Origin of the sequence: Kibdelosporangium phytohabitans (assembly GCF_001302585.1) — a bacterium.
GTDB lineage: Bacteria > Actinomycetota > Actinomycetes > Mycobacteriales > Pseudonocardiaceae > Kibdelosporangium > Kibdelosporangium phytohabitans.
Genome location: NZ_CP012752.1, coordinates 6,113,771 through 6,136,552, shown reverse-complemented (window position 1 = coordinate 6,136,552; position 22,782 = coordinate 6,113,771). Strand labels below are relative to the sequence as shown.

The window sequence follows — 22,782 nt, the reverse complement described above, 5'->3', positions numbered from 1 at the left end:
TGGATGGTTACTTCTTTCCGAATTGTGGAGGAGAGGTGGTACGTCGTGCTGGTCAGACGTCGCTTGGCTGGGGCGGGGGCGGTGGTCGCGCTGGTGGCGGTCGCGTCCCCGTGGGTGGCTGGGTCCGCGCAGGCGCAAGGTGAGAAGGTGTTGCGGGCGGGTGTGACGCAGGAGCTGGACTCGCTGAACCCGTTCATCACGATCACTCGGGTGGGTACTGATCTGACCCGGTTGACGTATGAGTACTTGACGACGTATGACCCGAAGGACTACAAGCCGGTTCCGGGGCTGGCGGAGAAGTGGGAGACGTCGGCGGACAAGCTGACGTGGACGTTCACGATCCGGTCGGGTGTGAAGTGGTCGGATGGGCGGCCGGTGACGGCGGGTGACGCGGCGTTCACGTTCTCGACGATGATGAGCAACAAGGACGCGGCGACGGCGAACGGCAACTTCGTGCAGGGCTGGGATTCGGTGACGGCGCCGGATGACCGGACGCTGGTGATCCGGACGAAGCAGCCGCGGTCGACGATGCTGGCGCTGGATGTGCCGATCGTGCCGAAGCACGTGTGGGAGAAGGTGACGGATTTCAAGGCGGAGCCGCCGTTGCCGTTGGTGGGGTCGGGTCCGTTCCTGGTGCAGGACTACAAGGCGGCGCAGTTCATCAAGTTGACGGCCAACAGGGATTACTGGCGTGGTGCGCCGAAGATCGACGGTCTCGACTTCGTGTACTACAAGAACGTGGACGCGGAGGTGCAGGCGCTCAAGAAGGGCGACATCGATCTGATGAGTCGTCTGGTGCCCGCGCAGTACGACGCGTTGAAGGGTGACCCGAACGTCCGGTTGAACACGGGTGCGGGGCGGCGGTTGAACGAGATCCTGATCAACCCGGGTGCGACGTCGGCGGACGACCGGCCGATCGGGGACGGCAATCCGGCGTTGAAGGATGTGCGGCTGCGGAAGGCGATCGCGTTGTCGATCGATTCCAAGGCGTTGGTGGACAAGGTGTGGGGTGGGTACGCGCAGGAGGCGGCTGGGTACATCCCGCCGGGTTTCTCGGAGTTCCACTGGCCGGAGAAGCAGAAGTTCGATCCGGCGGCGGCGAACAGGATGCTCGACGAGGCCGGGTATGCCAAGGGTGCGGATGGTGTGCGTGCGGATTTGCAGGGCAAGCCGTTGCGGTTGCGGTTGCTGGGGCACGCGGGCACGAACTTGGACGAGCAGGCGTCGAAGTACGTGACGAGTTGGTTAAAGGACATCGGGATCGCGGTCGAGCCGCAGATGGTGGCGGATCAGAAGGTCAACGACGCGACGACGGGTGCGAACTTCGATCTGGCGTTCTCGGGGTGGAGTGCGAATCCGGATCCGGATTACGTGTTGTCGTTGCAGACGTGCGGGGCGCGGCCGAACGCGGACGGCAAGGGTGCGACGCCGGATTCGTTCTTGTGTGATCCGGAGTACGACCGGTTGTACACCGAGCAGTTGCAGGAGACTGATCGCGGCAAGCGGGTCGAGCTGGTGAAGAAGATGCAGCAGGTGCTGGCGGATCGGGCGACGTTGGTGTTGCTGGGGTACGACAACCCGTTGGAGGCTTACCGGGCTGATCGGTGGGCGCCGTTCCAGACGCAGCCGGTCGACGGTGGTGTGATCATGAACCAGCAGGGTTACTGGGGCTATTACAGCGCTGAGCGGGGCAGGTCGACGGATGCGGCGGCGTCGGCATCGGCGGGCGGGGACGGCGGTAACACCGGGTTGATCATTGGTGTGGTGGTCGCGGGTGTGGTGGTCGTCGGTGGTGTCGTGTTGTTGGTCGGGCGGTCGCGTCGGCGTGGCGCGGCGGATGAGCGAGAGTAGGTAGTTCGCGGTGACCGATTTCCTCGCGCCTGTCGAGGAGTCGATCGCGGAGGCCCCGCCGCCGTCTCGCGGTGGTGGGGTCGTTCGCTATCTGCTCGCGAAGGTCGGTGGCGCGGTCATGAGTGTGCTCATGGTCGTGGTGTTGGGGTTCTTCCTGTTCCGGGTGATGCCGGGTGATCCGGTGTCGATCATGACGCGTGGTCGTCCGGTGTCGGGTGCGCAGTTGGCGGAGTTGCGCGGCAGGCTGGGGTTCGACAAGCCGTTGCTGGTGCAGTTCTGGGATTACCTGGTGGGGTTGGTGCACGGGGATTTCGGGCAGTCGTACGCGTTCAACGCGCCGGCGGGGCAGATCATCGGTGAGCGGCTGGGTCCGACGGTGTTGTTGTCGGGGACGGCGGCGGTGCTGGCGGCGGCGCTGGGGTTGTGGCTGGGTGCGAAGACGGGGTGGCACCGCAATGGGCCGTTGGATCGGGGCAGCAGCGGTGTGGCGTTGGTGTTCTGGTCGATTCCGCCGTGGTGGCTGGGTGTGGTGTTGCTGATGGTCGCCGGTGGGGTGTTCCCGACTGGGGGGATGCAGAGCCCGGACAGTCCGTCGGCGTTTTTCCCGCACGCGGTGGACGTGGCGCATCACATGGTGTTGCCGGTGTTGACGTTGGTGCTGGCGTTGTACGGGCAGTATCAGCTGGTGATGCGGGCGTCGCTGGTGGAGGAGATGAACGCGGATTATCTGACCACGGCGCGGGCCAAGGGTCTGCGGGATGAGCTGGTGCGTAAGCGGCACGCGTTGCCGAACGCGTTGTTGCCCACGGCGACGTTGGTGTTCTTGCATCTGGGCATGGTGGTATCGGGTGCGATCACGGTGGAGGCGGTGTATTCGTGGCCGGGGCTGGGGCAGTTGACCGCTGAGGCGTTGGCGGCGAAGGATCTGCCGTTGTTGCAGGGGATCTTCATTGTGCTGGTGATCGCGGTCGTGGTGATGAATCTGTTCGCGGACCTGTTGTTGCGGGTTCTGGATCCGAGGGTGCGTGCGTCATGACGTCACCGGCGTGGGCTCGTCGGCGGGACGCGGCGGGCAGGGCGTGGCGGGAGTTCGCGGCCAACCGGGGTGGGCTGGTCGGCCTGGTCGTGTTGGTGGTGTTCGTGCTGGTCGGGGTGTTGGGGCCGGTGTTCATCAGTGACGCGAGCCTGGATGTGACCAGGGCGGTGGGGCAGCGGTTGCAGCCGCCGAGTGGTGAGTACTGGCTGGGCACGGACGAGAACGGGTTGTCGGTGCTGACGCTGACGTTGTGGGGGACGCGGTTGTCGCTGGTGGTGGGGTTGGCGGCGGCGTTGTTGTCGGTGGTGATCGGGACCGCGGTGGGGGTCCTGGCCGGGCATTTCGGTGGCTGGTTGTCGGCGGTGTTGCTGCGGTTCACGGATTTTTTCCTGATCATGCCGTCGCTGGTGCTGGCGATCGCGTTGTCGGCGGTGCTGGACGGCGGGTCGGGCACGATCATCCTGGCGATCGGGGTGGTGTCGTGGCCGACGAGTGCGCGTCTGGTGCGGGCGCAGACGCTGGCGGTGGAGGCGCGGCCGTACATCGAGCGGTCGCGGGCGTTGGGCGGCGGGCATGGTCACGTGATTTTCAAGCACGTGTTGCCGTCGGTGTTGCCGTTGGTGTTCGTGAACACGACGTTGGCGGTGGGGACGGCGATCGTGGCGGAGTCGACGTTGCGGTTCCTGGGCCTGGGTGACACGAATGAGGTCACGTGGGGTGGGTTGTTGCGGTCGGCGGGCAGCAGCGGGGCGATCACGTATGGGGCGTGGTGGTATCTGCTGCCGCCGGGGATCGCGATCGTGTTGCTGGTGTTGGCGTTCACGTTGGTGGGACGCGCGTTGGAGTCTGTGTTGAATCCGAAGCTGCGGGAGCGCCGGTGACACCTGTTCTGGAGTTGCGTGATCTGCGGGTGACCTACGCGGGTGGGCATGAGGCGGTGCGCGGGGTCGATTTGACGCTGCTGCCGGGTCAGACGCTGGGGCTGGCGGGTGAGTCGGGGTGTGGCAAGTCGTCGCTGGCGATGTCGGTGCTGCGCCTGTTGCCCAGGGACGCGCGGGTCAGCGGGGAGATCCTGCTGGATGGGGAGGACACGCGGGCGATGAGCTGGGGCCGGTTGCGTGCGGTGCGGTGGGCGTCGGCGTCGATCGTGTTCCAGGGTGCGATGCACGCGTTGAACCCGGTGCGGCGGATCGGTCAGCAGGTCGCGGAGCCGATCCGGTTGCACGGGTCGTTGCCGGATGAGCAGGTCGAGGCGCGGGTGGCGCAGTTGCTGGAGCAGGTGGAGTTGCCTGCGGGCAAGGCGCGGGCGTATCCGCATGAGCTGTCGGGTGGGCAGAAGCAGCGGGTGATGATCGCGATGGCGTTGGCGTGCGGGCCGCGGTTGGTGATCGCGGACGAGCCGACGACGGCGTTGGACGTGATCGTGCAGGCGCAGGTGCTGGAGTTGTTGACGCGGCTGGTGGCCGAGCAGGGGATCGGGCTGGTGATGATCAGCCATGACTTGTCGGTGCTGGGGTCGGTGTGTGAGCGGTTGGCGGTGATGTACCAGGGGAAGGTGGTGGAGTTGGGGGCGGCGCCGACGGTGGTGCATGACCCGCAGCACGCGCACACGAAGGCGTTGGCGGCGGCGTTCCCGACGGTGGGTGATCCGGTGTCGCGGTATGCGCCGGCGACGACGAACCCGGCGGGTTTGCCTGCGCGGGTGACGCCGTCGGCGGGGGAGCCGTTGTTGCGGGCGGAGTCGTTGCGGGTGGATTTCCGGCAGCGTGGTGGTGGGTGGTTGCGGGCGGTGAAGGACGTGTCGCTGGAGGTGGGGCGCGGGGAGATCGTGGCGCTGGTGGGGCAGTCGGGGTCGGGCAAGACGACGCTGGCGCGCACGGTGCTGGGGTTGCAGCAGCCCAGTGGCGGGCGGGTGGTGTATGACGGGAAGCCGGTGCCGGCCAGTTCGCGTGGGTTGCGGGAGTATCGGCGTGAGGCGCAGTTGGTGTTGCAGGATCCGACGAGCGCGTTGAATCCGCGGCACACGGTGTACGAGGCGATCGCGGAGGGGTTGCGTATCCACCGGATGCCGGGTGATGAGCGGGAGCTGGTGGCGGCGGCGTTGGAGGCGGCGGAGTTGCGTCCGGCGGAGCGGTTCATGGCGGAGTTGCCGCATCACCTGTCGGGTGGGCAGCGGCAGCGGGTGGTGATCGCGGGGGCGTTGGCGTTGCGGCCGCGGTTGCTGGTGGCCGACGAGCCGGTGGCGTCGCTGGACGCGTCGGTGCGGGGCGAGATCCTGGCGTTGCTGCTGCGGTTGCGGGCTGAGCTGGGGCTGGCGGCGTTGGTGATCACGCACGATCTGGGGCTGGCGTGGAACATCGCCGACCGGGTGGCGGTGATGTACCGGGGTGAGCTGGTGGAGGTCGGTGCGGTGGAGCAGGTGCTGCTGGCGCCGCGGCACGCGTACACCAAGTCGTTGCTGGCGGCGTTGCCGGAAGTCGCGCCGGTGACATGATCGACTGCATTACCACACCTGTCGGGCAGTGATCTGAACCACGGGTGGCCCTCACCGCACGTCGGGGCACGGTGTGTAACCTGCTAGACGCCATGGCCACCACCACTGATCCGGCGCCGAACCTGGAAAACACCTTGGGTGCTGACACCGCTAAGACCGAATCCGGCAAGCCCGCGACGGGGATGCCGGTGCGCACGATCGCGCTCGGCACGCTCGGCACAATCTTGATCCTGCTCACGGCCGTCGGCGCGGCCGGGATCCTTGTTCGCGACCCGATCCTGGGCAACGGCCCGTTGTCGTGGATCCGCTACGGGCACGGCAAGATGCTGGCCACGGCGGTCCTGTACATCGGGTTCGCGCTCGTGGTGTGGGCCTGGGTGCGTCTGGGCCGGCATGTGCTGGCCGGGCGTGTGGATGCCCGCGCGGTGCTGATCGCGGCGTTGTGCTGGATGGCGCCGTTGCTGTTCTCGCCGCCGGTGTTCACCCGCGACGTGTTCTCCTACCTCGGTCAGGGCACGTTGCCGCTGCACGGGTTCGACCCGTATCTGGTGGGTCCGGCGCAGCTGGAGAACATGCCGGACATCTCGCAGAACGTGCACTCGTTCTGGCAGACCACGCCGGCGCCGTACGGGCCGATGTTCATCCTGCTCGCCAAGGGTGTCGTGTCGATCACCGGCAGTGACGCGATCTTCGGTGTGATCATGATGCGGCTGGCGCTGGCGATCGGCCTGGGCCTGTTGATCTGGGCGCTGCCGGGGCTGGTCAAGCACCTCGGTGGGAAGCTGCCGGTGGCGTTGTGGCTGGCGGTGGCCAGCCCGATGATGGTGGTGCACCTGTTCGGTGGGCCGCACAACGACATCCTGATGGTGGGTCTGCTCGCGGCGGGCACGTTGTGTGTGCTCAACCGCAAGCACGTGCTGGGGATCGTGCTGGCGACGCTGGCGATGGCGGTGAAGGCCTCGGCGGCGCCCGCGTTGCCGTTCCTGGTGTGGGTGTGGGCCAAGCACCTGTCGTCGACGTTCTGGCGCAACTTCGTGCGCGCGGCGGCGTTGTCGATCGGGATCTTCGCGGTGACGTTCACGGCGGTGACGCTGGCGGCGGGCGTGAACCTGGGGTGGTTCCCGGCGTTGCGGGCACCGGCGATGATCGTGAACTGGATGTCGCCGCCGACCGCGGTGGGCGAGTTCCTGCACTGGCTGATCGCGTTGGTGTTCAACGTGTCGAAGGACCCGTTCATCCTGGTCACGCGCGGTATCGGCGCGTTGCTGCTGGTGTACGTCTTCGTCAGGCAGTGGTGGGCGGCGCGGGACGGCGGCGCGGACGCGATCCGCCGTATGGCGATCGTGCTGCTGGCGGTGGCGCTGCTGTCGCCTGCGACGCTGCCGTGGTACCTGACGTGGGGTTTCGTGATCGCCGCGGCGTTGCCGTGGAACCCGAGGCGGTTGCCGATGGTGGTCGGCTTCGCGGTGTTCCTCGTGCTGACCTACTCGCCGGCCGGTGAGGACCAGCTGTACAACTACCCGTTCATGGCCGCCGCGATCCTGGTGTCGGTGCTGGCGGCGAAGGCGCTGACCACGATCGACCCGATGAACATGTTCGGCCACAAACGGCCCGCGCTGGTGGACGTCGGCCCCGCGCCGTCGCCGAAACCGGCGGCGTCCGGCGACCCGAAAGACCCCGTCGCCGACTGACACCCCCCCTTGTCGTGTGAACGTGTGAGGCCCGGTCGTGTCGACCGGGCCTCACGTGTTCACGCACCGGCGTGACGGACACGTTCGGATGATCTTGCCCGTGGTACCCGCACCGCCACGGTGAGACCGCAGCGAGGGCGGGGTACCGAGGTCACAGCGGTCGGCCCACCGGACGGGAATCCGGCCGCCCGGTCAGTGCCGCGCTGTGACCGGGCCCGCACACAGGGTGGTTGATCATGGGTGTTAGGTTGCGGCGATGCAGTCGAAGACCCGCACGATCGGCCGGGACGGTCCGTCGTTCATCGAGGTGGCCCGGCGCGCGCAGATCGTCGAGTGCGCCATCGAGACCATCGCCACCGTCGGCTACGCGCAGGCGTCGCTCAACCAGATCGCCGAGCGGGCGGGCATCTCCAAAAGCGTGATCTCCTACCACTTCACCGGCAAGGACGAGCTGATCCAGCAGGTGCTGGCGGACGTCAACCAGGCAGCCGCGGCGGTGATGTGGCCGAAGGTGCAGGCGGAAACCACCTCCGCGGGGATGCTGCGCGCCTACCTCCAGTCCCACCTGGACTTCATGCGCACCCACCCGCACCACGTCGCGGCCGTGTCGGAAATCCTGATCTACCACCGCACCCAGACCGACCTGGACGCCGACACCACACCGCTGGAAGAACGCCTGCGCCAAGGCCAGCGCGACGGCGAGTTCCGCCAGTTCTCCCCCCGCCTGATGGCCTGGACGATCCGGGCCGCCCTCGACGAGGTAGCCCGCCAGTACGTCGCCAACCCCGGCCTGGACCTCGACGAATGCGCCCGTGAACTGGTCGGCACGTTCACCGCCGCCACCGCGTCCGTGCCACGGCTGGGAGCAGTGCCGGAGTCACGCGGGCAGTAGACGGGCACCCACCGCCTCACCACCGGTCCGTTACGCTGAGTGACGAGCGGGTGAACGGGAAGGGCCGTGTCCACACGCCAAGGGGGAGCGGCCACCGCGGGAAAGAGGGACGACGTGGTGGTAGAACGCGAACCTGTTGACCCTCACAGTGTGCGGCCGGTGGAGCTGTCGGTGCCGATCTGGTTGCCGCCGCCGAACAACGCCTGAAGGGACACGCACGACGTCACACATCCATCCGCGGTCACCGCACCCGCAGTAGAACACTCGCGCTACTGCTTGCCGGCCCGCCGGGGTGTCCGCTATGCACCTGACAGCAGGTGTCAGGTATCGCGGGGAGGATGACCGGCATGCACATCACGGCGACGTTCGAGATCACCGGCTGGCAGCAGTCCACCTACGACGAGCCCACCGACGGGCCGCCGCTGGGCGAGGCCACCATCACCAAGGCCTACACCGGCGCGTTGCAGGGCACCGGGCACGTGCGGATGCTGGCCTGCCAGACCGGCGAGAACCCCACCGACGGCGCCGGGTACATGGCCCAGGAACGTGTCATCGGGTCGCTGGACGGCAAGACCGGCACGTTCGTGCTGCAGCACGGCGCGTGCGGCGGGCCCGGCGGCACCGAGCAGTACGGCTTCGTCGTGCCGAACACCGGCACGGGGGAGCTGGCCACCCTGGTGGGCACGTGCCGGGTCGAGCACGGCGAGATCACCCTCGACTACCACCTGGGCTGAACACGGACTTCGCGACGCGGCCCCGACGATGCCGGCCTGGGCCGCCGCGGGCACGTCGACCGGTCACCCTGGGCTGAGCGCCGGCTCCAGGATCGTCAGGGTGCCGTTGTCGGCGTTCAGCTCCGCGCGCACCCCCAGCGGCACGGTCAGCTGCGCGCGGCAATGCCCGAACCCCAGCTCCCACACCGTCGGGATGCCCAGCGACCCCACCAGGTCGTGCAGGACCGCCTCCACCACCTCCGGGGAACCGCAGTCGGTCCACGACCCCAGCGCGATCCCGTTCACCCCGGTGAACCAGCCCTGGCGCAGCAGCGCCGTGAAGATCCGGTCGAGCCGGTAGGTGTCCTCGGTGACGTCCTCCAGCAGCAGGATCGCGTCCTGCGGCGGGGCGGCGAACCCCAGCAGGCTCGCGTTGCCGCCGACCACCACACCCCGCGCGGTGCCGTGCACCATCGTCGCGGTGTCCGGCCCGGTCAGCACCCGCACCGCCTCCGGTTCGAACAGCGTCCGCCGGAAATGCTCCCGCGCGTCGTCGTCGTTGACGAACGCGTCGGTACCCACCATCGGCGCGAACAACGTCGCCACGTCCAGATGCTGCAGGAACGCCTCGTGCAGCACGGTGATGTCGCTGGAACCGGCGAACACCTTCGGCCGGGCCGCGGCCATCGCGTCCCAGTCCAGCAGGTCCACCATGCGCAGCGCGCCGTACCCGCCGCGCACGCAGAACACCGCGTCCACCCGCGGGTCGCACCACGCCTGCTGCAGGTCCGCGGCCCGGTCGGAGTCCGTGCCGGCCAGGTACGGCAGCCGCGGGTGCCGGCCGGTCACGTGCTTGCCGACCTCGACCCGCAGGCCCCACGACTCCAGGTGGCGGATCCCCGCCGCCAGCATGGCCGGGGAGACCGGCCCGGACGGGGCGACCAGGGCGACGTGGGAACCCGGCCGCAGCCGGGCGGGATGGATCTTCACGCCCGCAACTGTAGAACCGGCACTCCCGGCGGGGTGAACCCGAACACCTGGCCGTAGAACGACACCTGCGCCTCCAGTGCCGCGCGCTGCGTCTCGGCCTTGCGGAACCCGTGCTGCTCACCCTCGAAAGTCAGGTACGCGTGCGGGACGCCGCCGCCGGCCAGCGACGCGACGAACCGGTCGGCCTGCTCGGGCGGGCAGATCTCGTCCTCCAGGCCCTGCATCAGCAGCACCGGTCCGGCCAGCTGGCCGACCCGGTTGATCGGCGACCGTTCGGCGTACCGCTGCCGCTGCTGCGGCCACGGACCCACCAGGCCCTCCAGGTAGCGGGACTCGAAGTCGTGCACCTCGCCGCCCTCGGCCGTCCAGCCCGCCAGGTCCAGGATCGGGTACAGGATCGTGGCGCACGCGTACACGCTGGTGGTGGTGATCGACGCCGCCGAGGTCCAGCCGCCCGCGCTGCCGCCCATGATCGCCAGCCGCGCCGGGTCGGCGATGCCTTCCTCGGCCAGCGCGAGCGCGACCGTGGCGCAGTCGTCGACGTCGACCACGCCCCACTGCTCGTTGAGCGACTCGCGAAACGCCCGACCGTACCCGGTGGAACCGCCGTAGTTCACCGCGACCACGCCGATGCCGCGGCTGGTCAGGTAGGCGACCTCCAGGTTCACCGTGGGCGTGTACTTGCCGGTCGGGCCGCCGTGCACGAACACCACGAACGGCGGTTTCTCCCCGTCGGGCGCGGTGTAGGCGGGGTTGGTCGGCGGGTACACGTACGCCGGGACCTTGCCGAACACGCGTTCCCGCGGCTGCGGCAGCAGACCCGGCTCGAACGGCGGCACCTGCGGCGAATACGTCCGCACCTCGCCACGTGACAAATCCAGGCTCACCACGGCCACTGGCAGCGACGCGCTGCCGGCCGCGGCGTAGAGCACACCGTCGGCGGCGACCAGGTCCGGGCGCCACGCGGTCAGGTCGGTGTCCACGTCGGTGACGGTGCGGCTGCGTTCGTCCAGGATCGCCAGCTGCCCGCCGGAGCGCAGCACCGCGAACCGGCCCGACCCCAGCGGTGTGAACCAGCGGCACCCCATCCGCCACAGCGGCCCGCCCAGTTCCACATCGGCGGGGGCGAGGTTGCGTGCGGTGCCGTCGATGCCGATGCGGTGCAGGTTCCACCAGCCGTCCGGGTCGGTCAGCGCCAGCAGGGTCGCGCCGTCCTCCCACTCCAGCTGGCACACCGCCTCGCCCGGCCCACCGGCCACGACCCGGTGCGGCCCGAACGTGCCGTCGGCCAGGACCGGCGCGACACACAACTCGGCCGTGTCCCACGGCATGGCCGGGTGGTCCCAGCCGATCCACGCCGCGTGCCGCCCGTCCGGGCTGAGCTTCGGGCCGGACAGGAAATGGTGGCTCGCGCCCAGCACCCGCACCTGCCCGTCGCCCAGGGCGACGAGGTCACGGCGGATGTCGGTCGGCGCGTCACCGGTGACGGTTTCCCGCACGCACCAGACCTGCCCGTCGGGGCCCGCGAGCAGGTCGCCGTAGCGCCAGCCGTGGTCCCGCTCGGGTTCGGGGGTGAGCGGCTCGGGCTCGGCGCCGTCCCACCCTGCCTGGTAGACGCGCTGGTCGGCCCAGTGGGTGAACACGACCCGGTCGGGCAGCACCAGCCAGGAGCGGCTGCCGTACTCGTGCAGCCGGTTGCGCACGCTCCACCGCTCGTCGAGCACCTCGTAGGCGTCACCGTCGGCGGGCTTGCGCATCAACGCGACCCGGCCGGCCTCGGCGGGTCTGCTCTCGGTCCACCACACGTCCGCGCCGTACAGGTCCACCCAGTCCGGGCCGCCGCCGGCTTCCGCGGCGGCGGCCGCGGTGATCGGCGACACCCAAGTCCCGTAGGAAGCGATCTCCACCAGAACGACCCTACTGGTCGCCGGCCACGCCGGGCACCGACCGTGAGTCGGATTCACTTCTGTGTGGATCCCGCAGGTCAGCGCCTACCGTGCCCGGCTGGTCTGTGCCGGCCGGTGTGATGTCGGGCAGGGCGGTGCCGAGCAGGGCGGTGGCCAGGCGCAGCATGGCGGCGTGGCTGGCGTCCCGGTCCCGGCCGGGGTCCTGCTGGTACTGGTAGCAGCCCAGCTGCAGGCCGCCGAGCAGCAGGTCCAGCGCTTGCGGGCTCGGCGCGGGCCGTCCGCTGCCGGTGACGGCCCGGCGCAGCAGGTCACGCAGCCATCCGGTGGCCTGCGCGCGTAGCCGGCCCGCGGGGGAGGCGGGGTCGTGCTGCTCGGCGTGGAAGACCCGCAGCCCGTCACCGACCTGGTCGGCCCAGTCCAGGTAGGCCGTGATGCCCGCGGCCAGCCCCGCCTGGACATCCGTGGCGGCGGCGGCGATCGGGCGCAGGTGCTCGACCAGGCGGGCACTGGCGTCGGTGACGACCGCTTCCAGCGCGGCCTCGGCGCTGGGGAAACAGGTGTAGAAGGTCGGTTTGGACACCTCGGCGCGACCGGCGATCCGCGCGACCGTGCTGCCGCGGAACCCGAACTCGGCGTAGGTGGCGGCGGTGGCGCGCAGCACCCGGCGGCGCAGCCGCTCGTGCTGGTCGCTGGTCTTGGGCGGTCTGCCCCGGCGGGGTGAGGACGGGTTGACAGGCATGACACCCACCACTTTATCTTTACAGGTACGTCAACGTAAATGTTTGTCGGGGAGTGGATCGCGGATGACCGACCGATCACCACACGACACCGGGCTGGCCCGCGCGCGGGGCAGCCTGCTGGCCGGGTCCACCGCCGAGGCCGCCGCGCTGCTGCGCGCCGCGGGCGCCCTGCTGTCCGACCCCGGGCTGCGCGGCCCGGACACGCTCGCCGCGGCCATGATCCCGTGGGCGCCGCGCGTCAGCGCCCTGGTCAAGGTGCCCGTGCTGCGACGGCTGCTGCCGTGGGGCATCGAACGCGTACTGCCCGGCGCGCTGTGGTTCGAGGTCGTGCGCACCAAGTACATGGACGAGGTCACCCGTGAGGAGATCGCCGCGGGCGCCCGGCAGGTGGTGATCCTCGGCGCCGGGTTCGACACCCGCGCCCACCGGATGACCGGCGCGCTGCGCGACGTCCCGGTGTTCGAGGTCGACCACCCCGTCACCGCCGCGCGCAAACAGGCCCGGCTGCGCACCATCCCCACCGCGGTCTCCCCGGCCGTGCGGTACGTGACGATCGACTTCAACCACGAGGACCTCGCCACCCGCCTCGCCGACCACGGCCACGACCCGGCCCGCCGCTCGGTCATCGTCTGGTCGGGCGTGGCGCCGTACCTGACCCCGGCCGCGGTGGACACCACCCTGCGGTGGACCGCCCAGCAGGCACCCGGCAGCTGCCTGGTGTTCGACTACTGCTGGCAGGACGTCGTCGACCGCACCTGCCGGGACCCGCGCGCCCGCGCGCTGGCCCGGTCGGTGGCCCGGCACGGCGAGCCGCTGCGGTGGGGCATCCCCCGCGGACAGGCGGGCCCGTACCTGGCCGAGCGGGGGCTGCGGGCCGAGGAGGACCACGGCGCCGCCGACGCCGCCCGCTACCTCACCCGCCGTGACGGGTCGCTCGCCGGCCCGATGTGGGAGTTCGGCGGATTCGTGCGCTGCCGCGTCCCCGGCCCGGGCGCTGCCTAGAATCCCGCCCATGTACGGGTTCATCGGCGCCGGGGAGATCACGGCCGCCATCGTGGAAGGCCTCAGCGCGGACGTCACCGACCCGCCCGAGGTGCTGCTGTCCCCACGCGGCCGCGCCGTGGCACAGGACCTGGCCGCGCGGTTCCCCACCGTCCGGGTGTGCGCCGGCAACCAGGAGGTCCTCGACCGCGCGAGCACCGTCGTGCTCGCCGTACGGCCACCGCAGGCACGCGAGGTGCTGGCGCAGCTGACCTGGCGGCCCGAGCACGTCGTGATCAGCGCCGTGGCCGGGATCCCGCTGCGGCAACTGCGCGAGTGGGCCGCCCCCGCCGGCCGGATCGTGCGGGTCATCCCGCTGCCGCAGGCCGCGTTCCGCCAGAGCCTCACCGCGATCCACCCCGACGACCCCGCCGCGCGTGAGCTGTTCAGCCGGGTCGGGGACGTGCTGGCCGCGCGGCGGGAACGGGACTTCGACGCGTTCAGCGCGGCCACCGCGACCTTCGCCGCGCACCTGGACTACCTGAGCACCATCGCGGCGTGGCTGGCCGAACAGGGCGTGGACCCCGCCGCCGCGACCGCCTACACCAGCCACATCTTCGGGCAACTGGGCCAGTCGCTGATCCGGCACACCGACTCGCTGGCCACCCTGACCGGCAAACACATGACCCCCGGCGGCAACAACGAGCAGTTCCTGGCCGATCTGCGCCGCGACGGCGTGCCCGACACCGTGCGGCACGCCCTCGACCGGATCCTGACCCGCCTGCGCGGATAGTTGTCAGTCAACGTCAACTTGGTGAGCCGGGCTGCTGGTTGCCGGGCGCGTGCCCTAGGGTCGAAGGTGCCATGGCTCGTGTCATTCATGTCTTCCGTCAGCCCGACCGGTTCATCGCCGGGACAGTCGGGCAACCCGGTGATCGCACGTTCTTCCTGCAGGCCTCCCAGGACGCCCGCACGATCAGCGTCGCACTGGAGAAACAACAGGTCGCGGTGCTCGCCGAGCGGATCGGGTCACTGCTGGACGAGGTCGGCCGCCGCTTCGGCGCCGAGGTCCCCCCGGACACCCCCGACGACCTCATCGACTCCGAACCGCTGACCGTGCCGGTCGAGGAGGAGTTCAAGGTCGGCACGATGGGGCTGGGCTGGGACGCCGAGACCCGCGCGGTGGTGATCGAACTGCTCGCGGTCAGCGAAGCCGAAGTGGACGAAGCGGTCGTCCTCGACGACACCGAGGAAGGCCCGGACGCGGTCCGCGTGTTCCTCACCCCCGCGCACGCGAAAGCCTTCGCCGACCGCGCCGACCGGGTGGTGCGCGCCGGGCGCAAACCGTGCCCGCTGTGCGGGGAACCCCTGGAAACCGGCGGCCACGTCTGCCCGCGCCAGAACGGCTACCGCAGAAACGAAGAAGGCTGACCGTGCGCCCGGGCGAGGAAGCCGCGCTCGACCTGATCACCCACGGCGAGATCGACGTGGAGGGACGCATGGTCGACGCGTCCAACGCGACCCTCTACGCCGCGATCAGCCACAACGGGATCTCAGCGCACTGCGTCTACAAGCCGATCAACGGCGAACGGGCGCTGTGGGACTTCCCCGACGGCACCCTCGCCGGCCGTGAAGTCGCCTCCTACCTCGTGTCCGAGGCCTGCGGCCTGGGCCTGATCCCGCCGACCGTGCTGCGCGCGGGCCCGTTCGGCCGGGGCATGGTGCAGCTGTGGATCGACACCAAGGACGGCGACGACCTGGTCGACGTCCTGCCACCCGACGACGTCCCCGACGGGTGGCGCATGGTGCTGCGCGCCCACGACCGCCACGGGGACCCCGCGGTGCTGACCCACGCCGACCACCCCAGCGTGAAACTGCTCGCGGCGCTGGACGTGGTGCTCAACAACGCCGACCGCAAAGGCGGCCATGTGCTGCACGGCACCGACGGCAACGTCTACGGCGTGGACCACGGCATCTGCCTGCACAGCGACCCGAAACTGCGGACCGTGCTGTGGGGGTTCCTCGGTGAACCGATGCCGGAGCAGGCCGTCGCCGCCCTGGCACGGCTGCTGGAGCAACTGGACGGGGACCTGGGACGGGAACTGCGGCCCCACCTGACACGCCGGGAGATCCAGGCGCTGCGGGAACGGACAGCCGCGCTGGTGCGCGCGCCCCGGTACCCGGAGCCCAACCCGGACGGGCGGCCCATCCCGTGGCCCGCGTTCTAGTCCACGAACGGGACCATCGTCATGGCACGCACCATTCATGTCGTCACCCATCCGCAGGCCACGCACCACCTCGACGGGCTGGTCGGCGGCTGGCACGACTCCGAGCTCACCCCGGCCGGGCTGCGCGACGCCCACGTGATCGCCCAGGCCCTGCGTGCCCGCATCCCGCACGAGGCCCAGGTGCACACCTCGGACCTGACCCGCACGGCCCACACCGCGGCCGTGATCGGTGACGCACTCGGCACGACACCCGTCCCGGACCGGCGGCTGCGGGAAATCTCCTACGGCGACGCCGAAGGCCGCCCCCAAGCATGGCTGGACGAGCGGTTCGTGCCGCCGCCCGCCGGCGGGGACCGGCTGCGCCACGACTTCGGCGTGCCCGGCGCGGAAACCCGCGAGAGCTGCGCGCGGCGGGTGTATGCCGCGATGGACGACATCCTGGCCCGCCCCGGCGAGCAGCAGGTGATCGTGACGCACGGGTTCGCGGTGACGTTCGTGGTCGCCGCGTGGATCGGGATGCCCCTGCCGGCCGCGGGGCTGGTGGCGTTCCCGGTGAGCCCCGGCAGCATCACCGTGCTGCGGCAGGACGACTTCTTCCGCAACCGGGCCCTGGTCAGCCTGGGCGAGACGGGTCATCTGGTGTCGTAGGCGGGCGCAGCGCGATCGGCCACAGATACGACAGCGGTTCGCCGTCCGGCTCGTCGGCGAACTCGGCGATGACCTCGCGGACGCGGTCGTTGAGTGCCGCGGTCGACTCCGGCCCCAGGCGCAGCACGCCCGGCAGCACGCGCGCGCTGAACCGGGGCCGGACAGCACGACCGGCCGGTTCAGCCGGCAAGGGGGTGGGCCACGCGCCGGGCGATCTCCGCGTCCAGCGGGCTCATGTCCCCGCTGACCGGTTGCGATGGCGGCCACCACCGGAAGGCCAGCGCCTCGTCGTTGACGGTCAGCCGGGGCACGACCCGCAGCCGAACCCGGTACACGGCCAGGAGTTCCCGGCGCCGCGGTGCCGTGAGGTCGAACTCGGCCACGGCGCTCAGCGACAGGTCCACGCCGTGGATGCCGGTCTCCTCACGCAGCTCCCGCACCGCGGCCTCATCCGGGCTCTCACCCGGCTCCCGGCTTCCTCCCGGAAGTTCCCACTGCCGCCGCCAGCTGTCGAACATCATCAGGACGGTGTCCGCGTGGACGACGACCACCAGCGACGCGGGCACCCGCGTGGCCAGCCGCCCCCACTCCTCGTCCCCGACGTCCCCGACGTCCCCGACGGCACGGACGGCACGGACGGCACGGACGGCGAGCAAGGCGTTGCCGGCCTGGTCCCGGATCGGAAGTTCAGCCATGACGCCATTGCACCGCACCACCGACAGACAGCACAGCCCGGCGACAGAGCGGTGACAAGCCGGTCCCGGATCATCGCACCGCCCGGGCGGACAACCCGGCCCGGCCAGTGCGGTGCTGCCAGTGCGGTGCGGGCAGTGCGGTGCGGGCAGTGCGGTGCGGGCAGTGCGGTGCGGGCGGAAAGGGCGGCTGCTGTGCGGGTCTGCTGGAACGAGCCTCCCGACGGGTACCACGCGATCAACCCGGTCGATCCGGCTGATTTCGACCGGCTGCGGTTCGACGGCACGTCGAAGGCCGCCACCTGGCGGCCGGTGCGGATGGAGCTGATCACCATGGGCGGCCGGGCGGGCAGGTACACGCACTTCCCCTGGAGCGGCAAGGACCGGCTGGTGCTGCGGGACGAGGCGGTGGACCGGGCAGGTCCGCTGCTCGAACCGTACGGGGAGGTGCTGCCCCTGGCCGGTGACGGCCTGCGGGCGGCGGTCTTCAACTGCCTGACCGTCGTGGACGCGCTGGACACCGGCACATCGGAGATCGACCACTTCCGCGGCAGCGGCCACCGCCGGACCGGCGCGGGCCGCCGCCCTGCAACAGATCGGCGCCCAGGTGACCGGCTACGGCGAGGGCATGGCCGGCCGGGTCGCCGCGCTGGCCGCGGGCGGTGTGGACCGTGCCCTGGACACCGCCCCGACCGGTGGCCGGATCGACCGCCCTGGCCAGGCCGGCCCGGCCGGTGGCGGCCTGCCGGCCCTCATCGGGCTGACCGGCGACCCCGACCGCGTCCTCACCGTCTCCGACTTCGCCGCCACGGCCGAACTGGGCACCCGGACCACCCGCATCGACATGCGCTACGACCGGCTCGAGCAGGTCGCGCGGCTGGCCGGCGACGGCGTCCTGGCCGTGTCGGTCGCCCACACCTACCGCCTCGAGGAGATCCACGACGCCGCCGAGCTCAGCCGGTCCCGCCGGCCCGGCGGCAAGCTCGCGCCGGGGCCGGGTGTCACGCCGTCCGCGTGCCGCTGCGGTGCGCGCACGGGCACAGCCGCTAGCGTGCCTGGCGTGCGATCCCAGGACTACGGCGACATCCTCGCCGGCAAACCGAAACGCCAGATCCCGCGGCTGCCCGCCGAGCCAGGCCTGGTGGTCGAAGATCCGGCCAGCGGGTTCTGCGGCGCGGTCGTGCGGATCGAGCAGGGCAACGTCGTGCTGGAGGACCGCCACGGCCGCCACCGCGTGTTCCCGATGACCGACGCCGGGTTCCTCGTCGACGGCGCCCCGGTCACGCTGGTCAGACCGGCGGCGGCGCCGAGGAAACCGGTGATGTCGGCGTCGGGGTCGGTCAAGGTCGACAACGTCACCGCGCGGGTCGCGCGCGCCAGCCGGATCTGGGTGGAGGGCATCCACGACGCCGAGCTGGTGGAGCGCGTGTGGGGGCACGACCTGCGGGTGGAAGGCATCGTGGTCGAACCGCTCGACGGCATCGACGAGCTGGCCGCGCGGGTGCGCCGGTTCGGTCCGGGCCCGCAGCGGCGGCTGGGGGTGCTGGTGGACCACCTGGTCGACGGCAGCAAGGAAACCCGGATCGTCGCCGGCGTCACCCACCCCGAGGTCCTGATCCTGGGTCACCCGTACGTGGACATCTGGCAGGCGGTGAAACCCGCCGCGGTCGGGATCCCCGCGTGGCCGGTCATCCCGCGCGGCGAGTCCTGGAAGGACGGCGTCTGCGCACGTCTGGGCTGGGGCGACCCGGCCGACGGGTGGCGGCGGGTGCGGGCGGGCGTGACGGGGTTCCGCGACCTGGAGACCCCGCTGATCTCCTCGGTCGAGCGACTGATCGACTTCGTGGGTCACTTCGGGTGACATCCGCGTGGCCACGTCCGCTTTGTCTGACAGGATGTGCCCATGGCGGCCTGGCTGGTGTGGTTGATCGCAGGGTTCATCCTGATCTCCGCCGAAGTGATGTCCGGCGACCTGTGGCTGTTGATGATCGGGCTCGGCGCGCTCGGCGGCGCCGCCGCGGCCGCGCTCGGCGCGGGCCTGGTGATCTCCACGGTCGTGTTCGCCGTGGCCACGATCGCGCTGGTCGCCGGGGTGCGGCCGGTGCTGAAACGCAAGATGCTCGCCGGACCCGACCACAAGACCAACACCCAGGCCCTGATCGGCGCGCGGGCACTGACCGTGACGCCGGTCGACAGCCAGCAGGGGCAGGTCAAGATCGGCGGCGAGATCTGGTCGGCCCGCTCGCACAGCCCCGACGACACCATCCCGGAACCGGGCACCCCGGTGATCGTGATGGCCATCTCCGGCGCCACCGCCATCGTCGCACCCGAACCGTGACCCGACATTCGCCCGTATCCGGGGCGCGGTCGCGCGGCAGCGAGTAGAACCGACCTCAACAAGCGCGCGCAAGGGTGGAGGTACCCGTATTGGACGCCGTCACGATCATCATCGTCGCGGTCATCGTGATTTTCGTGCTGACCATCGTGGCCAAGTCGATCCTGGTCATCCCGCAGGCACAGTCCGCGGTGATCGAACGGCTCGGCCGGTTCACGAAGGTCGCCGAGCCGGGGCTGAACTTCCTGGCCCCGTTCGTCGACCGGGTCAGGGCACGGATCGACCTGCGCGAACAGGTCGTGTCGTTCCCGCCGCAGCCGGTGATCACCCAGGACAACCTGACGGTGTCCATCGACACCGTCGTGTACTTCCAGGTCACCGACTCCCGCGCGGCGGTCTACGAGATCTCCAACTACATCGTCGGTGTGGAGCAGCTGGCCACCACGACGCTGCGCAACCTGGTCGGCGGGATGAGCCTGGAGGAAACGCTGACCTCCCGCGACGAGATCAACAACCAGCTGCGGGGTGTGCTCGACGAGGCGACCGGCCGGTGGGGCATCCGGGTGGCGCGCGTGGAGCTCAAGGCGATCGACCCGCCGCCGTCGATCCAGGACTCCATGGAGAAGCAGATGCGCGCCGACCGGGAGAAGCGCGCGATGATCCTCACCGCCGAGGGCCAGCGGGAAGCGGCGATCAAGACCGCCGAGGGCCAGAAGCAGTCGCAGATCCTGTCCGCCGAAGGCGCCAAGCAGGCCGCGATCCTCGCCGCGGAGGCCGAACGGCAGTCGCGCATCCTGCGCGCCCAGGGTGAACGCGCCGCCCGCTACCTGCAGGCCCAGGGCCAGGCCAAGGCGATCGAGAAGGTGTTCACCGCGATCAAGGCGGGCAAGCCCACGCCGGAGGTGCTGGCCTACCAGTACCTGCAGACCCTGCCGCAGATGGCGCAGGGCGACGCGAACAAGGTGTGGATGATCCCCACCGACTTCGGCAAGGCACTCGAGGGGTTCGCCAAGATGCTCGGCGCGCCCGGCGACGACGGCGTGTTCCGCTACGAACCACCCAAGGAGGACATCCCCGTCTCCAAGCCCGAGCAGGACGACGAGGAGATCAAGGACTGGTTCGACACCGCACCGGACCCGCACGTCGCCGAAGCCGTGCGCGCCGCGGAGGCCGTGGCCCGCAAAGAGGTCCCCAGCCCGCTGCAGGTGCGGCCCGCCACGCCCGGGGCCCGTCAGTCGCTGGAACCCGCGCAGCCACCCGGCCCCGGTGTCGACCTGGCCGACTCGCCCGAACTGTCAGACGACCCGCGCACCCCGTGACCGGTGATCGGCCACGTGCACGCGCGTAGCGCAACGGGTGGAGCAGAACCTGCGCCGCCCGTTGCGTGAGGTGTCCACGTACACCACCGCGCACCCCTCGTTGTCACAGCGGCCCAGCCGCGCCGGGTCCTGGCACACCACGTGCGCCAGGCCGGCCGCGGTGAACGCCCGCACCCGCGTCACGATGCCGTCGCGCTCGTGCGCGTAGTGGATGTGCGGCTCCAGCCCGTCATGCCGGGAGATGTAGGGCCGCGACGCCGAATCGGCGAGCAACCCGTTGACCGTGCCGACCTGACGGTCCAGGTCCGGGTCCCCGAACACGGGCGCCAAACGCCCCGCCCACGCCAGGATCAGCCGCGCCGCGTCCGCGGTGACCGGCTCCGGGCTGCGGTGATACAGCGGCACCAGCCGCCGCACCCGCTCGTGTCCGCCGGTGGCCGGGCCGACGTTCACCAGGGCGGCCGCGAGCTCAGCCGCCGGCCCACCGTAAGGGTTGAAATGCATTGACTCATTACATCAGGCTGGGGGAGTGACCACCACCTGCTCCGCGTGCGGCTGGCCCCTGCACGAACTGCCCGCCACCTCCACCCACCACACCTCCCAAGGCCTCCTGCACTACCGCCGCTGCGTCTGCGGCACCTGGCAGGTCCTGCTCGACGACCACCCCCTGGCCGCACCCACGCCCGCCACCCCGCCCTCACCGGCCCCATAAGGTGAGCGCCATGGCGCTGCGACTGGTACAGGTCAACTTCAAATCCCCCGACGACCAAGCCCTCGGCCGGTTCTGGGCAGACGCCCTCGGCTGGAACCTCGCCAGCGAGGCACCCGGCGTGGCCAACGTCGAACCCCCCGACTACACCTGGCCCCACCCCAGCGCCCTCTGCATCGACGTCGTCGCCGTCCCCGACCCCGAAACCGTGCGCTACCGCGCACGCCTCGACCTGGCCACCACCTCCACCGACCACCACACCGAATGGGTCGCGCGCCTGACAACCCTCGGTGCGACACCCACCGGCCCGCGCGACGTGCCCTGGACCACGCTGGCCGACCCCGACGGCAACGTCTTCCGCGTCCTGCAACCCCGCGAGACCTACCGCGACACCGGGCCCATCGCCGCCGTGGTGGTCGAATGCGCCGACCCCCGGGCCATGGCCGGATTCTGGGGCGAGGCGATCGACTGGACCGTGCACGCCATGACCGACCAGCACGCCGCACTGCGCTCATCCACCGGCGTCGGCCCCTACCTGGAATTCGTCCGCACACCCCCCGAACAATCCGTGTGGACCCGCGTGCACCTCGACGTCATGCCCTACCCCGAAGACGACCAAGCCGCCGAAGTGACCCGGCTGCGCCACCTCGGCGCCACCCCCGTCGACCTCGGCCAAGGCGACGTGCCATGGCGCTGCCTCGCCGACCCCGAAGGCAACGACTTCTGCGTCCTGCACCCACGCTAAAACCGGTTGAGGCCACCGGCCACCGTCCCATACGGTGCCCAGCGCCGTGAGGACCACCGCCGTGACGACAGAGGACAACACCGCGTGACCCCGCCTGCTCGCTAGACCTGACACCTTTTCCACGCTCACCCGTCGCCGACGCACACGCGCCGGCCCGCCGGGCCGCCTCCGCGCGCCCAGGCACCCCAGCGTTGGAGGCCGCGCGTATCCGGCCTCGTGTCAGGTCTGGAGAGACCACCTTGTCGTCACAACCCCATATCGTGCTGCCCTGGACCGTCCGCCGGACCAGGCTCCCGCTGCTGACCCTGCGATGCGTCGACTGCCACTCCCACACCGCCACCACCGGCGACGGCAAATTCCGCGTCAACGCCCACGGCAAACTGCTCGACGTGTGGCTGCTGGTCCGCTGCGTGAGCTGCGACCGGACCAGCAAGATCCCCGTGCACGAACGAACCCACGTCACCGCACTCGACCCCGCCGACCTGCACGGCTACCACGTCAACGACACCGACCTGGTCACCGCCCGGCTGCTGGACCCGGCACTGGCCCACCGCGGCCACTACACCCTGGACTGGACCGGGGCATGGCACCTGGACACCCCACCGGACCGCACCGACCACCCGTGGCCCGTCCAAGTCACCGTCACCTTCGACGACCCCATCCCGGTACGCCCCGACCGGCTCATCGCCCACGGACTCGGCATCAGCAGAACCGACGTCCACCGCCGGATCAAATGCGACATCCCGCTCCGCCGCACCACCAGCACCGGATTCACCTTCACCGTCCTGCCCGCACCCTGACACCCACCCAC

At 70.5% G+C, this 22,782-nt stretch carries 24 protein-coding genes and 1 pseudogene; 19 read left to right on the top strand and 6 right to left on the bottom strand.

From position 1 onward, the window contains the following. Window positions 1–45: 45 nt before the first annotated feature. The 7 genes from AOZ06_RS27795 to AOZ06_RS27765 all read left to right on the top strand — a co-directional run bounded on the left by AOZ06_RS27795 (window position 46) and on the right by AOZ06_RS27765 (window position 8,698). Window positions 46–1,851 carry an ABC transporter substrate-binding protein gene (locus AOZ06_RS27795; protein ID WP_236951758.1) on the top strand — a complete coding sequence of 602 codons (1,806 nt, stop codon included), beginning with the start codon at window positions 46–48 and terminating at the stop codon, window positions 1,849–1,851. 10 nt (window positions 1,852–1,861) lie between these two features. Then, on the top strand, window positions 1,862–2,887 hold the full coding sequence (locus AOZ06_RS27790; RefSeq protein ID WP_054292092.1) for an ABC transporter permease: 1,026 nt from the start codon (window positions 1,862–1,864) through the stop codon (window positions 2,885–2,887). Beyond that, on the top strand, window positions 2,884–3,768 hold the full coding sequence (locus AOZ06_RS27785) for an ABC transporter permease (RefSeq protein ID WP_054292091.1): 885 nt from the start codon (window positions 2,884–2,886) through the stop codon (window positions 3,766–3,768). Before AOZ06_RS27790 ends, AOZ06_RS27785 begins: the two co-directional genes overlap by 4 nt. Further along, window positions 3,765–5,381: a dipeptide ABC transporter ATP-binding protein gene (locus AOZ06_RS27780; protein WP_054292090.1), complete on the top strand. Its 1,617-nt coding sequence runs from the start codon at window positions 3,765–3,767 to the stop codon at window positions 5,379–5,381. The genes AOZ06_RS27785 and AOZ06_RS27780 overlap by 4 nt, the downstream gene beginning before the upstream one ends. 92 nt (window positions 5,382–5,473) lie before the next feature. After that, a complete protein-coding gene (gene mptB, locus AOZ06_RS27775) occupies window positions 5,474–7,072 on the top strand; it encodes a polyprenol phosphomannose-dependent alpha 1,6 mannosyltransferase MptB (protein ID WP_054292089.1) in 1,599 nt (532 codons plus the stop codon). 256 nt (window positions 7,073–7,328) lie between these two features. Next, complete coding sequence (locus tag AOZ06_RS27770; protein ID WP_054292088.1) at window positions 7,329–7,964, top strand: TetR/AcrR family transcriptional regulator; 636 nt, start codon at window positions 7,329–7,331, stop codon at window positions 7,962–7,964. A 338-nt stretch (window positions 7,965–8,302) separates the two neighbouring features. Further along, the gene (locus AOZ06_RS27765) at window positions 8,303–8,698 is read left to right on the top strand and encodes a DUF3224 domain-containing protein (RefSeq protein WP_083471974.1); all 396 of its coding nucleotides are present in this window, start codon (window positions 8,303–8,305) and stop codon (window positions 8,696–8,698) included. 63 nt (window positions 8,699–8,761) lie between these two features. On the opposite strand, the gene AOZ06_RS27760 is transcribed toward AOZ06_RS27765, so the two are convergent. The 3 genes from AOZ06_RS27760 to AOZ06_RS27750 are packed head-to-tail and all read right to left on the bottom strand — an operon-like array spanning window position 8,762 to window position 12,313. Beyond that, on the bottom strand, window positions 8,762–9,667 hold the full coding sequence (locus AOZ06_RS27760; protein ID WP_054292087.1) for a S66 peptidase family protein: 906 nt from the start codon (window positions 9,665–9,667) through the stop codon (window positions 8,762–8,764). Next, the gene (locus tag AOZ06_RS27755; protein WP_054296969.1) at window positions 9,664–11,577 is read right to left on the bottom strand and encodes a S9 family peptidase; all 1,914 of its coding nucleotides are present in this window, start codon (window positions 11,575–11,577) and stop codon (window positions 9,664–9,666) included. Before AOZ06_RS27755 ends, AOZ06_RS27760 begins: the two co-directional genes overlap by 4 nt. Window positions 11,578–11,584: 7 nt before the next feature. Beyond that, window positions 11,585–12,313 (bottom strand): TetR/AcrR family transcriptional regulator, encoded by a 729-nt coding sequence (locus AOZ06_RS27750; RefSeq protein WP_157233282.1) that lies wholly within the window; start codon window positions 12,311–12,313, stop codon window positions 11,585–11,587. 64 nt (window positions 12,314–12,377) lie between these two features. Between AOZ06_RS27750 and AOZ06_RS27745 the strand changes: the two genes are divergently transcribed. The 5 genes from AOZ06_RS27745 (at window position 12,378) to AOZ06_RS27725 (ending at window position 16,171) form a co-directional block, all read left to right on the top strand. Then, complete coding sequence (locus tag AOZ06_RS27745) at window positions 12,378–13,316, top strand: class I SAM-dependent methyltransferase (protein WP_083471973.1); 939 nt, start codon at window positions 12,378–12,380, stop codon at window positions 13,314–13,316. A 10-nt stretch (window positions 13,317–13,326) separates the two neighbouring features. Then, a complete protein-coding gene (locus AOZ06_RS27740) occupies window positions 13,327–14,088 on the top strand; it encodes an NAD(P)-binding domain-containing protein (RefSeq protein WP_054292085.1) in 762 nt (253 codons plus the stop codon). 71 nt (window positions 14,089–14,159) lie between these two features. Next, the gene (locus AOZ06_RS27735; RefSeq protein WP_054292084.1) at window positions 14,160–14,726 is read left to right on the top strand and encodes a DUF3090 domain-containing protein; all 567 of its coding nucleotides are present in this window, start codon (window positions 14,160–14,162) and stop codon (window positions 14,724–14,726) included. Continuing rightward, window positions 14,723–15,523 (top strand): SCO1664 family protein, encoded by an 801-nt coding sequence (locus AOZ06_RS27730; protein WP_157233837.1) that lies wholly within the window; start codon window positions 14,723–14,725, stop codon window positions 15,521–15,523. Before AOZ06_RS27735 ends, AOZ06_RS27730 begins: the two co-directional genes overlap by 4 nt. A gap of 21 nt (window positions 15,524–15,544) precedes the next feature. Continuing rightward, window positions 15,545–16,171, top strand: coding sequence for a histidine phosphatase family protein (locus AOZ06_RS27725; protein WP_054292082.1), 627 nt, complete (start codon window positions 15,545–15,547; stop codon window positions 16,169–16,171). Here AOZ06_RS27725 and AOZ06_RS27720 read toward each other — a convergent pair. Together AOZ06_RS27720 and AOZ06_RS27715 are read right to left on the bottom strand one after the other, a co-directional pair. Beyond that, entirely contained in the window at window positions 16,137–16,361 is a 225-nt protein-coding gene (locus AOZ06_RS27720; RefSeq protein WP_054292081.1) for a hypothetical protein, read from the bottom strand. The genes AOZ06_RS27725 and AOZ06_RS27720 overlap by 35 nt on opposite strands. Further along, the gene (locus tag AOZ06_RS27715) at window positions 16,351–16,866 is read right to left on the bottom strand and encodes an NUDIX hydrolase (protein ID WP_054292080.1); all 516 of its coding nucleotides are present in this window, start codon (window positions 16,864–16,866) and stop codon (window positions 16,351–16,353) included. Before AOZ06_RS27715 ends, AOZ06_RS27720 begins: the two co-directional genes overlap by 11 nt. 625 nt (window positions 16,867–17,491) lie before the next feature. On the opposite strand from AOZ06_RS27715, the pseudogene AOZ06_RS59135 reads away from it, so the two are divergent. The 4 genes and pseudogenes from AOZ06_RS59135 to AOZ06_RS27700 form a co-directional block, all read left to right on the top strand. Continuing rightward, window positions 17,492–17,836 (top strand): annotated as a pseudogene (locus AOZ06_RS59135) (zinc-binding dehydrogenase); the annotation flags it as partial. Window positions 17,837–17,923: 87 nt separating this feature from the next. Beyond that, a complete protein-coding gene (locus tag AOZ06_RS59130) occupies window positions 17,924–18,724 on the top strand; it encodes a DUF3097 domain-containing protein (protein ID WP_054296967.1) in 801 nt (266 codons plus the stop codon). A 42-nt stretch (window positions 18,725–18,766) separates the two neighbouring features. After that, a complete protein-coding gene (locus AOZ06_RS27705; protein WP_054292079.1) occupies window positions 18,767–19,201 on the top strand; it encodes an NfeD family protein in 435 nt (144 codons plus the stop codon). 89 nt (window positions 19,202–19,290) lie between these two features. Next, window positions 19,291–20,517, top strand: coding sequence for an SPFH domain-containing protein (locus AOZ06_RS27700; RefSeq protein ID WP_083471972.1), 1,227 nt, complete (start codon window positions 19,291–19,293; stop codon window positions 20,515–20,517). On the opposite strand, the gene AOZ06_RS27695 is transcribed toward AOZ06_RS27700, so the two are convergent. After that, the gene (locus AOZ06_RS27695; protein WP_054292078.1) at window positions 20,494–21,021 is read right to left on the bottom strand and encodes a CGNR zinc finger domain-containing protein; all 528 of its coding nucleotides are present in this window, start codon (window positions 21,019–21,021) and stop codon (window positions 20,494–20,496) included. The genes AOZ06_RS27700 and AOZ06_RS27695 overlap by 24 nt on opposite strands. 25 nt (window positions 21,022–21,046) lie before the next feature. Here AOZ06_RS27695 and AOZ06_RS27690 point away from each other — a divergent pair, with 25 nt between their 5' ends. The 3 genes from AOZ06_RS27690 to AOZ06_RS27680 all read left to right on the top strand — a co-directional run bounded on the left by AOZ06_RS27690 (window position 21,047) and on the right by AOZ06_RS27680 (window position 22,771). Then, window positions 21,047–21,229, top strand: coding sequence for a hypothetical protein (locus AOZ06_RS27690; RefSeq protein ID WP_054292077.1), 183 nt, complete (start codon window positions 21,047–21,049; stop codon window positions 21,227–21,229). A 10-nt stretch (window positions 21,230–21,239) separates the two neighbouring features. Next, window positions 21,240–21,971, top strand: a complete 732-nt coding sequence (locus AOZ06_RS27685; protein ID WP_054292076.1) for a VOC family protein — start codon at window positions 21,240–21,242, stop codon at window positions 21,969–21,971. Between the two features lie 260 nt (window positions 21,972–22,231). After that, the gene (locus AOZ06_RS27680; protein ID WP_218921787.1) at window positions 22,232–22,771 is read left to right on the top strand and encodes a DUF1062 domain-containing protein; all 540 of its coding nucleotides are present in this window, start codon (window positions 22,232–22,234) and stop codon (window positions 22,769–22,771) included. Window positions 22,772–22,782 lie beyond the last annotated feature (11 nt).

Excerpts from the sequence above, each read along its gene's own strand:
- AOZ06_RS27705 (WP_054292079.1), top strand. The coding sequence starts at position 18,767 with ATGGCGGCCTGGCTGGTGTGGTTGATCGCAGGGTTCATCCTGATCTCC.
- AOZ06_RS27695 (WP_054292078.1), bottom strand. The coding sequence starts at position 21,021 with ATGCATTTCAACCCTTACGGTGGGCCGGCGGCTGAGCTCGCGGCCGCC.
- mptB (WP_054292089.1), top strand. The coding sequence starts at position 5,474 with ATGGCCACCACCACTGATCCGGCGCCGAACCTGGAAAACACCTTGGGT.
- AOZ06_RS27750 (WP_157233282.1), bottom strand. The coding sequence starts at position 12,313 with ATGCCTGTCAACCCGTCCTCACCCCGCCGGGGCAGACCGCCCAAGACC.
- AOZ06_RS27715 (WP_054292080.1), bottom strand. The coding sequence starts at position 16,866 with ATGGCTGAACTTCCGATCCGGGACCAGGCCGGCAACGCCTTGCTCGCC.
- AOZ06_RS27785 (WP_054292091.1), top strand. The coding sequence starts at position 2,884 with ATGACGTCACCGGCGTGGGCTCGTCGGCGGGACGCGGCGGGCAGGGCG.
- AOZ06_RS27735 (WP_054292084.1), top strand. The coding sequence starts at position 14,160 with ATGGCTCGTGTCATTCATGTCTTCCGTCAGCCCGACCGGTTCATCGCC.
- AOZ06_RS27770 (WP_054292088.1), top strand. The coding sequence starts at position 7,329 with ATGCAGTCGAAGACCCGCACGATCGGCCGGGACGGTCCGTCGTTCATC.
- AOZ06_RS27740 (WP_054292085.1), top strand. The coding sequence starts at position 13,327 with ATGTACGGGTTCATCGGCGCCGGGGAGATCACGGCCGCCATCGTGGAA.
- AOZ06_RS27725 (WP_054292082.1), top strand. The coding sequence starts at position 15,545 with ATGGCACGCACCATTCATGTCGTCACCCATCCGCAGGCCACGCACCAC.
- AOZ06_RS27765 (WP_083471974.1), top strand. The coding sequence starts at position 8,303 with ATGACCGGCATGCACATCACGGCGACGTTCGAGATCACCGGCTGGCAG.
- AOZ06_RS27745 (WP_083471973.1), top strand. The coding sequence starts at position 12,378 with ATGACCGACCGATCACCACACGACACCGGGCTGGCCCGCGCGCGGGGC.
- AOZ06_RS27685 (WP_054292076.1), top strand. The coding sequence starts at position 21,240 with ATGGCGCTGCGACTGGTACAGGTCAACTTCAAATCCCCCGACGACCAA.